The organism is Rhodococcus sp. MurmanLake-1, from assembly GCF_056945715.1.
Map to the genome: position 1 here is coordinate 1 of NZ_JBWZNF010000019.1, position 15,983 is coordinate 15,983.

12 protein-coding genes and 1 pseudogene are annotated in these 15,983 nt (G+C 60.2%); 2 read left to right on the forward strand and 11 right to left on the reverse strand.

Translation table 11 applies throughout. From position 1 onward, the window contains the following. Positions 1 to 238, forward strand: a pseudogene (locus tag AC2ETI_RS29990) (hypothetical protein); the annotation flags it as partial. Here the strand turns inward: AC2ETI_RS29990 and AC2ETI_RS29995 are convergent. From AC2ETI_RS29995 to AC2ETI_RS30005, 3 genes are all read right to left on the reverse strand, one after another. Continuing rightward, positions 220 to 1,206, reverse strand: a complete 987-nt coding sequence (locus AC2ETI_RS29995) for a DUF4192 domain-containing protein (RefSeq protein WP_084326093.1) — start codon at positions 1,204 to 1,206, stop codon at positions 220 to 222. The pseudogene AC2ETI_RS29990 and the gene AC2ETI_RS29995 sit on opposite strands and share 19 nt — an antisense overlap. Positions 1,207 to 1,400: 194 nt before the next feature. Continuing rightward, positions 1,401 to 1,757, reverse strand: a complete 357-nt coding sequence (locus AC2ETI_RS30000) for a hypothetical protein (RefSeq protein WP_011331730.1) — start codon at positions 1,755 to 1,757, stop codon at positions 1,401 to 1,403. Beyond that, a complete protein-coding gene (locus AC2ETI_RS30005) occupies positions 1,754 to 2,761 on the reverse strand; it encodes a DUF3560 domain-containing protein (protein ID WP_084326092.1) in 1,008 nt (335 codons plus the stop codon). Before AC2ETI_RS30005 ends, AC2ETI_RS30000 begins: the two co-directional genes overlap by 4 nt. Before the next feature lie 207 nt (positions 2,762 to 2,968). On the opposite strand from AC2ETI_RS30005, the gene AC2ETI_RS30010 reads away from it, so the two are divergent. Next, positions 2,969 to 5,776: a DUF4365 domain-containing protein gene (locus AC2ETI_RS30010; protein ID WP_084326091.1), complete on the forward strand. Its 2,808-nt coding sequence runs from the start codon at positions 2,969 to 2,971 to the stop codon at positions 5,774 to 5,776. A gap of 60 nt (positions 5,777 to 5,836) precedes the next feature. Here the strand turns inward: AC2ETI_RS30010 and AC2ETI_RS30015 are convergent, their stop codons facing one another. From AC2ETI_RS30015 to AC2ETI_RS30050, 8 genes are all read right to left on the reverse strand, one after another. Beyond that, entirely contained in the window at positions 5,837 to 6,412 is a 576-nt protein-coding gene (locus tag AC2ETI_RS30015; protein ID WP_256922266.1) for a hypothetical protein, read from the reverse strand. After that, the gene (locus AC2ETI_RS30020; RefSeq protein WP_256922265.1) at positions 6,409 to 6,543 is read right to left on the reverse strand and encodes a hypothetical protein; all 135 of its coding nucleotides are present in this window, start codon (positions 6,541 to 6,543) and stop codon (positions 6,409 to 6,411) included. Before AC2ETI_RS30020 ends, AC2ETI_RS30015 begins: the two co-directional genes overlap by 4 nt. A 21-nt stretch (positions 6,544 to 6,564) precedes the next feature. Continuing rightward, on the reverse strand, positions 6,565 to 7,197 hold the full coding sequence (locus AC2ETI_RS30025; protein ID WP_084326089.1) for a helix-turn-helix domain-containing protein: 633 nt from the start codon (positions 7,195 to 7,197) through the stop codon (positions 6,565 to 6,567). A 7-nt stretch (positions 7,198 to 7,204) separates the two neighbouring features. After that, on the reverse strand, positions 7,205 to 7,936 hold the full coding sequence (locus AC2ETI_RS30030) for a hypothetical protein (RefSeq protein ID WP_003942446.1): 732 nt from the start codon (positions 7,934 to 7,936) through the stop codon (positions 7,205 to 7,207). Next, positions 7,936 to 13,245, reverse strand: a complete 5,310-nt coding sequence (locus tag AC2ETI_RS30035) for a telomere-binding protein (protein ID WP_084326088.1) — start codon at positions 13,243 to 13,245, stop codon at positions 7,936 to 7,938. The genes AC2ETI_RS30030 and AC2ETI_RS30035 overlap by 1 nt, the downstream gene beginning before the upstream one ends. Positions 13,246 to 13,443: 198 nt before the next feature. Beyond that, on the reverse strand, positions 13,444 to 13,719 hold the full coding sequence (locus tag AC2ETI_RS30040) for a hypothetical protein (protein ID WP_011331723.1): 276 nt from the start codon (positions 13,717 to 13,719) through the stop codon (positions 13,444 to 13,446). 536 nt (positions 13,720 to 14,255) lie between these two features. Continuing rightward, positions 14,256 to 14,996 carry a hypothetical protein gene (locus AC2ETI_RS30045; RefSeq protein WP_058037131.1) on the reverse strand — a complete coding sequence of 247 codons (741 nt, stop codon included), beginning with the start codon at positions 14,994 to 14,996 and terminating at the stop codon, positions 14,256 to 14,258. Further along, entirely contained in the window at positions 14,993 to 15,958 is a 966-nt protein-coding gene (locus AC2ETI_RS30050; protein ID WP_003942441.1) for a ParA family protein, read from the reverse strand. The genes AC2ETI_RS30045 and AC2ETI_RS30050 overlap by 4 nt, the downstream gene beginning before the upstream one ends. Positions 15,959 to 15,983: the final 25 nt, after the last annotated feature.

A 15,983-nucleotide genomic window follows, 5' to 3' on the forward strand; every position in this document is an offset into this window, starting at 1 on the left:
GGAGGTGATGCAGCGGCAAGCCAAGCGGCTGGCCGCTGCGGGGTTTTTGACGCTTGCTGTCGACCTCTACAGCGCGGCCGGGGTTGCGGGCGTTTCCGTTGTGCTAAAACGCAATTTAGAAAATCGCGGCGAAAAGGAATCGGCGCTCGGCTCCATTCGGCGTAGCGCAAGAAAATCGGTGGCGCAATCACGAAATGCATTGCGCCACCGATTCGTTATCTACTGCGCCTGGGTTTGATGTGCCAGAACTGCCGCAGTCCGCAATTGTTCCCAGATCGCGGGGTGCAGACCGTTGTCGAGAACCTGCTCGAACATCTTCCCGAAGCTGTGGGACGGGTCGAGTCGGCGGCCGCTCGTCAGTGCTTCACGTGCCAGCGCAGAGCGGCGATTGACCCAGTTGAAGACTCCGGCGAACACCATGAGCGGACCGGCCAAATCCTCGGGCAACAGTGCGCCGACTTGCCGCATTACCTCGGCGGCTGCATCGGCATTGTTTTCGTCGATGTGTGCGAACAACAGATCGCGCACCGTCACGTCATGCATGGCAGCAGCAATAACGGCTGCGTGCTCATCGGTAACGGTAATGCCGTGCTGTGACGTGCCGTCCAGGTAGTGCGAAAGTGCCAGATCGAATACCCGATCGGCCGCTCGCTGTGGCTCCATGGCGCGTAGAACGATGCGCTTGGCGCCGAAGGCCCGTGAGGCCGCCGCAGCGCGTTCCGGACCGTGCTGTGCGGCTGTAAACCCTGCTCGGATCTCGCTGCGGGTTTTGAGAATCGTTGTTCCCTCAAACAGCGCTTCGGTGATCAGCGGGTGTGCTGCGAGATCGACGGGTGTACCCGACTGTGCGGCAAGTGATCCCGCGCCCGTCCATCGGCGTACCAGACCATCGGTGAAAACGAACACAGGCGGAACTGAATCGGGCCGAAATGCTTCGAGCGCTTCGGCTACGTCATTGCCCCGTTCGAGCGTGCCAAAGACAACCACGAGCATCGATTGGCACTCTTCCAGAGCTGGTGTCACACGCAGGGAACTCAGAATTCCCTCCGACACGCCAGGGAGCAGGTTGAGGAGGGGGAGCATGGCGACCCTGCACGGGTGCACATCGAGGGTGATGATGACCAACTCGTCCTCGGGAAGATGGCCACCCATAGCCACGGCACCGGCGACAACATCGGACGGGCTGGTCATTCGGAAAGCTGGCATTGCGGAACCCCTTTGGGTCGGTGGGCGAACTGGTCAGATTCACCCGATGGATTGGACTGACGAACACTTGAAAGTTACCCCACGCATACGACAAAAAGGCGCTTTGACCTGTGTCTATGTCCCCGGCGCACCCGGTGCCGGGGACATAGACACAGGAGGCGGCGCAAAGCGCCGGCCTCCCGTGGTTTTAGCTGCTAAGGGGCAGTGATCGCCTCGGCCGTGAATCTGCCGATCCGGGTGCGTGACAGACGAGAATTGGTGCCGCGCACATGCTCGAACCAGGCTTCGCGCTGATCGTCCGGCAGAGCCGCCCAGGAGCTCGCCGTCAGGGTTTCGTAATCGAGAGCGGCGACAGTCTCGAGCGGTGTGAGCAGTCGCCAGCTGGCGAGGCGGTACACGTCCGCGAAGTGGCCGTTAGCCGGTGGCCACTCGGTGTCGGGATTGAGTCGCGTAAATGTTTGGGCAGCAACACGTTCCACGGAACGTGCAACCGGATAGTGGCGCGACTGCCGAAACTCTCCGCTGTGAATCTCGTCCCGAAGACTGTTCACGACCGAACCTCCTTGATGGAAGATGAACTGGCCGAAGATGTTTCGGCTTCCTTCGCCTGTCTGTGTCCAGCAAGTTTGTGATACGGGATAGTGTCCGTCCAATCACCGCCTATCCTCGCCGGAACAGTGACAGATTTCTTGTTGACCCGAACTACCGGATACCAGACACCCGAGCACCTGACCAGATCTCCTTTCGCGATCGTGTCCGGCCCGAAATTGTTGGCCTGACCTGACGCGATCTGCTGGGCGCGGATTTCTTCCCAATAGGTGATCTGTTCGGCCCGCTCGGCGATGCGGGTAATCAGCGACTGACGGTAGGTGCCCTCGGCCGGAGGGAATTTCTCGATCTGCTTCACGCCACGCACCACGAAGAGCGTTCGCTCGTGGCCGTCGAGCTCGCGGTGGTCCGCGCGCTGCTCTGCGTGCATTTTGTCGATTCGATTCTTCACGGTCACGGGGCTGTAGCGAGCCGCTGTGGTCACCGCTGCCGCCTCTGCACGCCTACGTGCTTCCTTCGCCTCCCCCTCGGCTGACACAGCCTGTCCCAGGCGCAGATGGACTTTCTCGAGCGCTCGCCGATGCCGGCCCTCCGAATGGTGCCCGATCTTGATCGGCTCACCCCCAGGGGGAAGCTGGGCAGCCGCGCGCTGCTCTGCCTCCCACGCCGATTCCGCCTGTTCTGACCGGCGCCCCGCCTTCAGCTCGAGCGCTTCCACCCGAGCAGCTTGACGATCAATGCGATCGGCCTCGACCTCGGCCGTCGGCCGCGCTGTCGAGTCGATATCAATCTCGACATCGAAACCACTCGCGCGCAACGCCTCTGCAGTCATCTCGATCAGGCGAACCTTCGGAGCCCGATCCCTACTGCTCCGGATCCCCCAGAAACCGATACTGCGAAACCACCTCCACCCGCGCGCCGCCAATACATCTCCGGAACCATCACCGCGAGAGGTCCCGTCAATCAGCGTTCCATCCGCGGCAGTGTGCGAAATCGTCAACGTCACTTCGAATCTCCGACCTAACAATGGGGCAGGGGGTCAATCCGCCCGTCAGCAATTGGACACCTCCAAACCTACCCTCGATATCCGACAAAAACATGCATTCACCTGCGTGTATGTCCCCGCCGCACCCGGTGCCGGGGACATACACGCAGGATGTGCTTTTCTTTATCGCAGAAGATGAAATTCGTTGAGTGAGGGCGGGAACAGAGAATGAAAGCAAGTAGGACCACCCAGGTAGGGAATATCGGGGAGGCGCTCGCCACTTTGGAGTTCCTTAAAATTGACTGGCATGTTGCACAAAATCCTGCCGGCGAAGTGGGCTCGGATCTTCTGCTGCAGGCGCGAACCGCCGATCTCATGGATCACGGTGCACTCGTGGGAGCTCAAGTGAAGTATGGCCCCTCGTTCTTCGATGAGCCGGAGACTGATGATGACGGAAATATCGTCGGATGGTGGTTCCGTGACGCGGACAGTGAACACGTGAAGTACTGGCTCGACTACGCGGTTCCGTTCATCCTTTTGCTGTGCGACGAGACCACCAAGAAATTGTATTGGGTTCACGTGACACAGGACGCCGTCGTGAGCACGGGTAAGGGCTCCAAGATCCTCGTTCCTGCTCATTCCACCGTTGACGCGGATCACGCCGCGGAGCTCTTGGAGGTCGCCACCGAAGGGCGGATCAGTTCGCAATGGGAAGGGAGCGCATGGGGTGGCGTGAAGGTCCTGGCGGCTGATCGTCTTCGTTACGCCATGCTGGCGCCACGATTGGTGGCCCCACACCCGAACTTGGAAGTGGCGGAACTTAGCTCGGAGGAGGCCGTCGCGCTTTTGGTCAAGATGCGACTACACGATCTGGTACCGCGACCCGAAAGCAGGAGAAAAACATCCCTTGAAAATAGCCCGGCACCAGACCTTGAACAATGTCGGAAATCGAACAAATGGGGTTGGCGTTTTTACGCAGCCCTGCACGACGTTTTGCTTGGTGATGACAGAGCGATTCCTTCTCAGGATGTTGACTCTGATCCCCTCAAGCAGATTATTGAGGAGGCCACAGAACCGCATGACCGCGCTGCAGCGGCAGTATGCGCATGTGCGCTATTGGTCGAAGAATCGAATCCGGAAGGAGGCTTGCGGGTAATCGAGAGCGCCCTCTCGACTACTGAATACAGGCCCATCGATCAGGCTTGGCTGATTTTGCATAAGGCCCGGTGCCTGGCGGAACTTGGCGATCTGGAAGGCGCTCGGCTGTTGGCCCTCGACGTGCAGAAGGTCCGCGCCTCTGCAGTTGACGATCCCACGGCAATGGCAATCACAGGGTCCGGCGCGGACCTCATCTTCAGGCTGGACCCGTGGGCCTCCGATATTGGCGAGTTGATCAAGGGGCGGGACACCCTTGCATCGTGGTGGCGAAATCAAGAGGTTGCCGCCGGCCTTCAGAGCAATTTCGACTCATTGTTCCAACAGTGGGTGGGCGAATCGAAGAGCACCGAATTTGACTCGACTTTCCTGAGGCTTCGAGCCGCGGCTCTGCTCGCTGGGCTGGCGGCGGATCACTCATCCTGGCAGCACTCTCATAAACTACTGGCCCAGCACGTTCTTACTTCGTACAGATCGCAGGACGATCTTGCTGAATCCCTATCAGCGCTGCGGCACGCTAGTGAGGAGAAAGTGGTTGCACAAGTTGCGCGTCATCTACTCCGAGTGGGGCCGGCAGAAGCTGTCCGCGCAGCCGTAGGCAAGGTGAAACTCGATAGGGCGACCCGGACCTCGCTGCACGCAGACCTTCAACTGGTCTCAACCGCCTCTGATGTTCTCGAACCAGCGCAGGCCGACGAACATGTTCGATGGATTTTGTCCAACCTGAGCGACCTCGGGGGGTTGGCATCACGACTACAACCGAGTTTTTCCCTGGAATATGTCCTCCTGGATACTTTGGAAAACCTCGCGCCAGTGGTCTCGGCCGATGCGCTACGCGAAGTGATTGAGTACATCAAAGACTTGCCAGAACAAAGCGATATTGGTTCTGCGCATGACTGGGCCGCAGTAATCAATAACATTCCCACCACCGCATGGACTGATGACGACAGAGCGGCATTGGCCGCGCGAAACGAAGACAGCTCAGAGGTAAAGGAAGCCATCGACCGCGTCCTAGCTGAGGGCGACCCCACTCATAGGGAGAGGATTCGAGAGAAACTTAGAGATGGGAATGTCCTAGCTCTCGATGCATTCGGCGACGTTCGAGATCTTGACGCCGATACGGTGAAGACGGTGATCGACAAGTTAGTCTCGGGAATTGAACAACAAATTCTTGATCTGACGAACGGAAACCTCAACATTGGAGGCTCAGATTTCGCGGCAACGCTGATACTGCTTAACGCCTGGCATCCAGAAGTTGCTGTGTGGGAACCTATCTCGGAACTGTTCACTACCCCTTCGCCTTTCCGTGCTCACCTGACGAAATCATTGAAGGGTTTGAGGGGACATAGCAAGCGTATCCCTACTGAAGTGGTCGACAGGCTCGTCCCGCCGCTCCATGATCTGATGGTTACACCGCCGTCGACCCATCCGTTCTTCCGAAATGAAGATGTTCGAGGCCGGGCAGCGAGTGCATTGGCTGCCCTTCGTCCAGCCGCAATTTCAGATGAAGAACTATGGGATCTTTTGCAGGGCAACGCGCATCAGCGTGCAGCAGCGGTCGAGGTTGTTGTCGGCAAGGGACTGTCTGGCCGCTACGACACGCTCGTGGCGATGTCCCGAGACAGGGATCCGTGGGTGCGCGCCGTTATCGCTAATCAGATAGCCCGAACAACGCCGGAAGATGGAGATGCTATCCGCCTCAAGCTGATTAGTCGGCTTCTCTCAAATGAAGGGACGTTGGTGGCGCAGATGGTTGCGAACATAATCAATTCATCACCACCTGATGTCGAGACTGACCAGGTGGTTGGCATGCTCCGCGAAAACGTGTCTGCGGACGTGCGACGAGCCATCGCTGAATATGACGCAAAACGGGAACTTTGAGTGAACCCCACCAGCTAGGGCCGAGGATTGCAAGAGGTCGAGTTTCGAAACCAGGCTCCGTCACTCTCGATATTGAGAGCGACGGAGCCGCGGTGCTGAAGTGCCTAGATCTTCAGTTTTGATGTGATCGAGTGCCGCCCAGAGGTTTTCATTGTCGCAATCGCGGCGGTGCTGATCAATGGCGGAGATCAGCTTGTCGATCACGATCCGTGCAGCCGGATTGAACGATGCAGCGGCGGCGCCGGCCCAAGCCAGTGGTTCGTCTGCGCGGTTGAGAATGCGATCCAATGCACCTTCGCATCGGTCGAAGAATTTCCCGGTCCGTTTGGCCTGATTGGCATCCTGATCATCTGCCGCGAGCGCGGACTCGGCCAGGTCCAGAAACCCATTGATGATAGCGGTGGCACGTTCTCGTAGAACTGGGTCGAAACCCAAGGCCGCCCAGAAACTGTTCCACCGCACCCGATATCCGCGTTCGGAGTCGAGCGGCACGAGGTGGTCACGGATCAACCGGCCTAACGCTTCGTCATCGAGGTCGCGCAAGTGCCCCGCCAGGAGCGCCGGCTTCGATGCCGTCGGCAATGACTGTGGATCTTTGACGCGTTGCCAAGGCTGTGGGCCTACGGATTCGATCACGACGGAATGTTCTCCGCCGGCCACGACACATCAGTCGCGCCGGCCGGCGACGCCCCTGCCTGTTCATCGATCAAGAACTCGGACAGCACCGCGCTGACGCGAGCTTCGATTGCACTGCTGGTGGGATTCATGTTCATGTCCTTATCTGCCGTTCATTTCAGTTCTCTCGCCACAGCTAACACCGCAAGATCGACAGCCGGCGCGTCATCGGACCAGACCTGGGTTCGGCCCTGAGGCAGGATTTCAGAGCGAGGGTGCACACGCCATGGCTCCACCTCCTGCAGGACCTCGTGGGCAAGTACAACACCATGGAAACGGGTCGGCAGCGTCGTGAGGTCAACGATGGAGCCTCTACGGCGGAACTCCTTCACCGACCGCGCTGAACCGTTACTGATGACAACCTGCCGCCACGGCGTGCCCGCGAGGTCCACGATCGCAACCACATGCGTATCGAGCCATCCACGATCACGCCACGCTGGCAAAATTCCTCGACCTTTTGGTAGTGCGATCGAGGTTATGGCGTCACGGGCATAGTCGGCTTGTTGCTGGCTGCGCAGCTCCGAATCCGGCGCCGGCAGACGCAACTGCGCCAACCGAGCAGAAGGGATCGCCGCAAGCTGGCGGTTGGTGCCAGAAAGCCACCGTCGCACGGTGCGCGTTGAAACCCCGCAAGCCTCGGCGACGACCGCGACGTCCACTCCCCCGCGCTCGGTCTCGCCGTAACAAGTCCGGAGCATCATTTCGAGTCGCTTGCGTGTCCACCGCGGTCCTCGCCGAGAGGGCATCGCTCGCTTACCGTTCCACGTCGAAGCTATTGATTTGGTAGAACTCCCAGCCGCCGACATAGTCTTGGGCTCGGCTGTTCATCCAATTGATCATTCCCTTGTCGCCCCCATTTTCGTAGGCGCTCCACATGGATTCAACCTGGTCGGGTGTCAGGGCCAAGGTGATCATTCGGTCGCGCGCATACTCTCGGGTGCCGGGCCCCTGTACGGCGTCGATCTTGATCTTCCCACCGAAGTTCGACAGTGCTTTTCCTCGTGCGCTGCTGCGTACGCTCGACATCGCTTCTTTACGTGAGGTTCGAGTGGACGCGGATTGTTTCGCTTTGCGGGCCAGTGCATTCAGGGTTTCGGTGCGTGGCTTCGCAATTCGCTGTCGGCCCTCGGGAGCCAGCCAACGCTCGACTGTTCGTTTGGAGACACCCAAATCACGTGCCGCTGCAGCGGTGTTGATTTCGCTGCGCTTTCCCGGTCCGTAAGCGGCCAGCAGCTGAGCCTTCAGGTTCGACGCATTTGGCTGTCCGGAAATGTCGGCCCCTTGCCGGCCGGTCAACTTCCCGAAGAACTCCCCCTGAAGTTTTCCTCGTTCCCCCCTCAAGACTTCCCGGATGGCAGTCTGAGTGACACGAAGCTCTTTGGCTGCTCGCGAGATGTTGATTCGGCCGGCCACGACAGACCCGAAGTCGGAAAGACTGTCTGCGATGCGCGAATACGACGCCCTACTGAGTGGGTTGCGTGCCATCAGGAATCACTCCCCTCCGCACTAGCTGCCCATTCGTTCGGGGCAATCAGCTCCGACTTTCCCCGATAGCCTTGGCCGTCCAAATACTGCAGGTGGTCGGATAACAGTGCCGATCCTTCCGGCTTGTAGTTCCCGAACCCTCGTCCGAACTGCTTCTGATCTCCAGGCCATGCCAATTGTGGATCGCGCTCGTCGGAGACATACAGGACAGTGTCTTTGGTGACCGCTACAGGCCACACTCCGCTGTCCTCGCCGATCTTCGCGATCCGATACATGATGTTCGCGCGAGATTTGGCGACAATGTGGTGGTGTCGCTCGGGCGAGTAGCCGGGTCGCCCGGCCAAATGCATGTCGGAGTTGAGCATGCCAATGGTGTGCGTGTAGATCACTTTGTTCTGCTCACGCGCCAACAGTGCGTCGGTATCACCCTCGATATCCAAGGCGGTTCGCGCATCGCGAATGCGTTCGTACCAGGGCACCAGAACTCGCCCGTGATCTCGCCAGACGAACGCTTCCAAGATCTCCGGCTCGTAACCGAGTTGTGCAGCGCGTTCGAGAGTCGGAGTGGTCACCCACTTCGGTTCGGAGATAGACAGCCCCATCGGATTCAAGGGATTCGGGTAACGCCAGTCCGCTGCGTCGGGGATCTCGATCAGCCAGTACCCGGGAAGCTTGCGATCGAACACCATCCCATCTGGGTGATGCTCTGGCTCCCCGATCGGCAATTCGAGACCAGCAATACCGGCAGCATAGGAACCGCCGCGATCGAAGGCATGAACATAGCGGCATTTCACCTCTGAATCGGAAAGGGTTCGCGACCAGTCGATATCGGCTTCGAAGATCTGGAACTTCTTCGCAAAATCCGAATCGGACGGCGCGAAGATCCGCTTCCATTCCTTGGGACGGGCAGCGATCATCAAGTCGATCCCGGTCGATGCGGGACTCACAGCCCACGGGAATCGGAGTGCCCCAGCCAACAACGCAAGCCGCCTTGCCAATGTTGCTGCGGTAGGAGAGTCACCAAGTACGGGCATCTCTTTCGGGTCCTGGCTCATCCCGGAGATCAGAGCTACCCACACGCCGCGTGCCTCGCCTCGCCACACACGAGTCCAGGTCCCTAGCCGGTCACCCGGCTGCCCGCCAAGCTGCCACCCCTGAGCCAGTGCATCAGTCACAAATGCAGATTCGGCCGACAGCTCCTTGAGTCGATCATTCCTGTTGCGTTTTCCCAACGTGCTGGTGTCAATGCCAACTTTCTGGGCCATCGCATCGGTGATCCAGATCTGACCAGGCACAGACCACGTGTCAGACGTCCACGTCCCGAGATTCAGCGTCGTGACCAACTCGGCGACATCTCCGACATGAACGATCGGAGTAGCCAGCTCGTGACGACTGCCGTCCGGCAGCCACACTCCGTCGACATCGAGTACTGCAGCAGGCGCAGTGAACGCGGCCGCCTTCTCCTTGCCGGTCGTCTTCACTACCTTCGTGCGAGTCTCAGTGGCTTTCGGTGCCGGCGCTACCGGCGGTGAAGGTTCGGGAGCTGGCGTGATTTCTTCCTGATTTCCGGTTGTGCCAGCTGCAATCGCCCGAGAAGCGGCGGTGCTCTGCCACCAGCACGGGAGGTGCATCACGAGTCCGTCGATCTCCCAGCCAGCTTCGTCGCCATGGCAGAGAGCGCAGGTAGATGTAGGTGAGATCTGGAACCCGTCTGCGGAGAATCCCTCTGCATCGGTTTCAATCGCCATTTCAGGCTCCTTGTCGGTAATCGAGCTGGTCAGGCTCTTTGCTTCGGTGGACGAATCAGTCGAAGCTACTCCGTGTCCTGGACTGGTTGGACTACTCAGCCAGCCCTCGAAGAGATCCGGAATCACGGAGTGGCTCGAAGTCGGCTGGTCGGTGGGCTGATCATCGGGCGTCGGGTCCGTTGGCCCGCCCCATCCGGATTCGGGATCGATATTGTCGGGACCGTCGTTGCCGAAAAGTTTGTCCAGCCGGAGAGCGACCATGCGCTGACGCCGGTTCTCGCACTTGATCATGCGCTGCACGGTGTAGCGGGGCATCCGTCCTTTTCGCTCTTCCGCGATCAGCACACCTTCGTCGTACAACGCCCTCGACGCCGTACCGCGATCGATTTGCAGTCCGTCTGTCATCGTTCCGCCGGCGGCCTTGAGTACCTGCTCGAGTCCGGTCAATTCCAGAAGCAGCTGCGGGTCCCCGTCGCACGGCCGAGGGTTCGACACGACATAACCCAGACGGATACCGCGGGCTTCCTCGCGCCACCGCTGAGCTCCGTCGTTGCTGACGCCCATCGAACTTCGGCGCCAACCCAGTCGGCTGGCCAACGGCCATTCCGGCGCTTCCCCGGTTTCGACATCTTCGACAAACGCCAAACCAGTCTGCAATGCGTGTACCAGCAGCTCGCGCACTCGTCCGCCGGTACGCATCGGAAGATCGGGGTCAGTCGAAGCTGTTGCGGCATCGGACAATCCGAGAGTGACAAGGTCGCCGGTTTGCGCAACTTCCCCTTCTGTCAAGGCGCCGATATCGACGAGAAAGCGTGACATCGCGTGCCATCCAGCCCACAAGGAGCCCAAAGCATCTGCCTGGCGGACGCTTTCGCCACTATCGCGCAGCTGGTTGCCGTAGGTGTTTCCCTCGGCGAATGCTTCTTCGCGAATTTCCTCCAGCCGTGGGCACAGCCACTGCAAGAAGCTTGCCATCAGGAGAGCCCGCCCGTGCCGAGAGTCGGCGCCGTCGAGCCGCTTGAGCTCTTCGAGGTCGATCTCGGCAGCCTGAAGGGGGACGACCAGCATTCGCTGGGCTCCCGATCCAGGGCGCGGCATGACTTCAGACGTGATCAGAGCTGACGCCCGCGGCGGTGTGCCATCGAGGACTCCGAGACCGTCCCTGGTGCTGCGGCTCCTCTGCTCGCCATTGTGAACGAGTCGGGCGAACTCTTCGAGAGACTTCTGTGCAGCACCAAAATCGCGCGTCGGAGCGACATCATCTGCCCAGTACAAGGCGTCTTTCGCGGCGTTGAGTTTGATGCGTAACGCATTCAAGGTGTCACCGTTGCCGGACATCGATGTCGCTGGGCGCCGACGGTCCCATTTTTCTCCCCAGTGGTGCATCACAAGGGAGGCGATCGAGGTCTTGTAACTGCCAGGGGAGCCGATCAGAGCGAGCACCCAAGGGTTCGGGCCGAGCGCGGACCGGAAGACGTGGCCGAGAAGTGCTGCCGAGACTCGGGTGGGTGTTCGTTCGAGCATCGAGGCGGAGTGCAGCAAAAACGCCTCCCGGATCCGCTGAGGATCCGGACTGGGTGCCGGCAAGTCGTACATCCTCAAAGGCCCGGTCAGGAGGACCGGCGCCACTCGTCCGCCATTTGCGTCGATGGCACCACCGGCGTGTACGAAGAAGTATTTTCCTTGCTCGTCCCGTCGCCACCCGGTGGATCGATACCGTACAACGCGCCGAATCTCGCGTCCGCCAGCGCCTTTGAGTGCGTCACGAAGCTTTGCAACGCCGCTAGGACGGCTGTCGTAAGCAGGAGGGCCTGGCAGAGTTTCCACCCACGCGCAGTCCCGGTACTCCTTTGCCGGGATCCGGATCCGCAGAAACTCGCGGCTGTCCGGATGCGTGTATCCGATGATTACCGCAGTCAGCTCCTGCGGCGAGGCTGGGTTAATTTCGTTCTGACCGGCCATCGCTTCGCGGCCCATCAAATCAGGCTCGTCGACGTCCACCCCATCGTCGGTGACTTCGAGATATTCCATCTCGACGATGCGAGCATCGATGTCCAGCACCAGCTTTGCCTGCTGATCGCCGTCTTTTCTGGTGACGATCTCGACGAGGTTTCCTTCGATGATTCGATAGACAGGGGCGATGAAATTGGTTCCGCGGATGCCATTGAGAACCACGACCGACGTCGCAGACGGGTCGTTCGCTGTGGTGGCCTCGTCCGCGCCAGCTTCAGTGACTGGCGTGGGTTCGAGCTCCGGATCCTGCAGCAGTGGAGGGATCGCGACGCCTGCGATCTCGTGAGCAGCTCGCGCCGCCACCCGTGCAGCATTCCAAGCAATCGTCGCGGACTCGACGGCTTCGCCGGCCCACTCGGTGCCTTCCTCGGCTGCCTGCTGAACGACTTTGTCCACGAGCTCGCTCAGATGCTCAAAACGGCGCTCAGCCTCCAGAGCCCAGCGCTGAGCGCGTACCAACTCTTCGTCGGACTCGACCTGCGTGTCAGCTAGATCGACACGCGCTGCAGCCTCGGCGAGCGCGACCTCGACAAGGGTCTGCTTTTCGACCACGTCAGCAGCGAAGCTATGTGCGGCGACTTCTCCTGGACGGACCGGAGTAAACCCACCCCACTCGTCCTCGTCCGACCACAGCCCAGCTTCGACGTGGTCGGTGAAATCAGACTTCGGGGTGACTGTGGCAGGGAGTAACAGTTGAACCTGGGCGCCGACTCCGCCCAGCAATGACGCAAGTTCTATGCCGCGCTTCCATCCGGCGCCATCTCGATCGAGAACGACGCGGACCTCTGCACCTTCGAAGAGCTCAGCGCAGGCAACGGGAAAGTTCAGCCCACCCTGCGCATTGGTGGTCGCGACCTGACCCAACTTCTCGGCGGTCTCGACATCCTTCTCCCCTTCGAGCAACCAGACCGGTGACCGGTCGGCCAAGGCAGACAACAGGGCGGGAAGTCGATAGAGGACAGATTCGAAACCTTCGGGCTTGCGCTTGATTCGGGTGCCGTTGGCACTGACAAACAACTGCCGGAACTGCTTGTGACGTGCGCCGTCACAGGAACTGCATTCCTCACGAATGACTTCTTGGACGACGGTGCCGTCCGCAGACACGTATGGGTAGACCTTGACTCGATCCCAGCTGTGCTCAACCTCTGGGGATGGTGCAGCTACGGCGATTCGAGCTGGCAACCGCCCGCCTTTAGGGCGTCGTCGGCCCGCACTCCGTTGCTGAGTCGAACGGCCGACCCGAGTGAGTGCATCGCGCTCAGGAAGCGGTTCGTCGAACAGATCGCCCATGGTCAGGCCCAGGCCCTCGGCAATTTCCGTGGCAGAGGCGTTGCAGCCGTGGCAGTGCAAAAGCACCATGCCGCCGCGATGACCGTTGACCCAGCTCACTGACAAAGACGCATGTCGGTCCGCGTGGACAGGGCACAGGGCCATCAACTCGTGAGGGCCTCGGTGTTGGACCCCGCCATTGGAGTCGACCGCGTTGCGCACGCGGTCGAACGACGACATAGGGCCGGTCGCTGCGCCGCTCGATGCAGCCGCCGTCATGCGATTGCCTCAGCGACACTCGTCGCCAAGGATGGCGAGTGTGCTCGGGATTTGGTTAGAATGGCCATAAGTCCTCTGGACTTGAGTAAGTGAAGTTCGGAAAGTGACGTCGCAAGTCGCTTCCCGGGACTGAAATCGAATCGAAGAACCCCCTCCGGCCGGCAAAGCAGTGGGGGTTTTTCGCTGTCTAGGGCCAACTCATGCTGGAACCGAAAGTTCGCCGTCGGCCGCGTCGCGAGCAGTCTGCGTCCGATGAAGTGCATAGCGGGAGTCGTGGATGCGAAGTCGTTCCGGATCCAACTTCTTGAGGATGTAGTCAGGAATGTCGAGGTTCGAGGCGCGCGCCATGACGAGCACCCAGTAGTCCCCGAGATCGATCCCGAGTTCGTCTGCTCGACGTTCGTAGACCTCGGCCTGGTTGAGGGGTGCGCGCACGGAGAGGCACCGGCGCGCGCCTTTACTTGGTCGTCCCATGGGATGAGCGTAAATCGAAACTGATTCTGAAACGGTGACGCTGGCGGTGTCAGCGTGTCGTGCATGGCGCTGCTCATGTCTGAAATCCCCTCAACCCTCGCAATGAATGCCTCTGATTAGAGGAAGATCCGCGTGCCCCTCGCCGTGTGACAGATGGGGTCAACAAATCTTCGTGCGCATCATGTCGCGAGACCTGGACGGGCTGAGTCGGAGCGGAGTCAGGCTAGCGAGGCATGCACTTCCCCACTACTACGTGTGACCTATCTGCGAAGTTGGTGGGGAGTGGGGGGAGTGGAAAAAAACAGCAGTTCAGACGGTAAAAACCGCTCCCCACATAGGTGGGGAGCGGGGTGGGGAGCGGGGTGGGGAGCGCCTTCAAAGACACGAATCTGCCGTTGCGCTCGCCCAGATCTACGATCCGTTTCGAGGCTACGAAAGCCTTGCGATTCGATGCCGCCTCCGCTGCCGTTCATGTGGGCCTGACAGCAGAGACGGCCTCCGAGGCTTACTTTTTGCTCCTCGGAGGCCGTTCATCACTACTGTGCGGGCGACCGCAGGTGCAGCGACAAGACGCCCGCGAGCAATCGGCTGCGCGATTTGGAACTGACGACCTTCACTTGCTCGTCAAGCCAGTCACGTTGAGCGGTGGTGAATCGGAACCAGGTCTCGACGGGCCCCTTGACCGTGAACGGTTCTTGATGGACCGGAATCCCTGAGGACGATCTGCTTGCTACGGGTTGAAAGAGGGCTCGCAGTCGTTCGATGCCTACTGCGTCGAATGCCTCGATGGCAACATCGGCGTGATCGCATCGCCGTTCGGCCGCACGATTCACCAAGGCGTCGCGAGTGCTGCGATCCAGGTAGGCCGTGACAGTCACCTTCGAGGTATCTGCAGCCGGCGGATTTCCTTCTTCCAGAGTCTGGGCTGGCGGCGCTTCGGTGACTGCCGGTGCAGGTTCGACTACAACAGGAGTCGCGTGGGGTGGTGCGACTGGAGCGGTGACAGCTTCGGGTTCCATCGGCTGCACCCGCACTGGAGATTCAGACGCCGAGACGGCGGGTTGAGGGGCGTCGGTGACTCGTTTGGGAGCCGGCGGTTGAGGAGCTGTGGAGTCGATCTCGGGTTGAGCCGTGTCCGGTGTCTGTGGGCTCGCGGCGCGGCGAGGCTGCAGCCCGCCGGCCGGGGGCAAGAGACCAGCGAGTCCCTCTGCTCGGTTGGGCTTCGGGGCGAAAGACTTGGCAATGCTCTTGCGGTTGCGGACCCTATTTTCACTCATGCCGAAGCCCTCTCAGCGGTGATGGTCGACATCCGTACGAGGATCTCGCGGGTGAGGTTCGAGTAGTCCTCGGCCAGGCCAGAGGCGTTTCGCGAGAGCATCAGATCCTTCGGTTTCGTGCCTTTCCTCAGCGCTGCGATCCGTGATGCGGTTTCCCCGGCCGATCGTTCCTCGAGCTCATGCACCAGAAGTCCCTGGCGTCGCGCGTCGAAGGCGGTGGTTTCCATCGTGCGGATCCGAGATTCGAAAGTCGGGGCCGAATCGCCGATCATCTCCTCGACTGCTTCCCGAATCGTTGCGTCAAGTTTGGTTGCGCGTGAGCTGACGCCGAAGAGGCAGATCCCGCCAAGTTGGAGCTGGGGGTTCACGGCAGGAAGGTTTCGTTCCGGATCTCCGTCTCGTGCTGCCGAGAACTGGCCGGCGATCGTTTCCATGCCGTCGAGGCTGGCATCATCTGCGCGGATTGGAATGACCACAGCGTGGACTACTTCCATCACTGCTTCGATGATCGTGAGATCCGTCGGAGGGGTATCGAAGATAATGACGTCGTAGTCTGCGGCCACTTGCAGCAACATGGCCAGTAGAAGCTGTCCTAGTCGTTTGCCTCCCTGGCGTTGCTGCCTGGACACCATGACTGCGGCAAGGTCGAACATTGCCGGGCCGCCTGGAACGATGTCGAGATTCTCGCGACCACCGACGTTTTGGATGATCGGCGGTGCCGACCCGCTCAAGAGGGCTGAGAACAAGGGCACGCCGTCCTCCTTCACGAACCCGAGGTCGCGGCACAAGTTGGCCTGGGGGTCGAAGTCAAGCAAGAGAACCCGGTAGCCGCCGGCAGCGAGTAAGCCTCCGGTGTTCGCGCAGAGTGAGGTCTTGCCCACTCCCCCTTTGCCGTTGAAGAATCCGAAGCAGGCAGGCAGTTGCTGATGAGTGGGTGTCGTTGGAACGGCATCTACAGACATGGTGGTTCTCCCAATGGACGTTGGT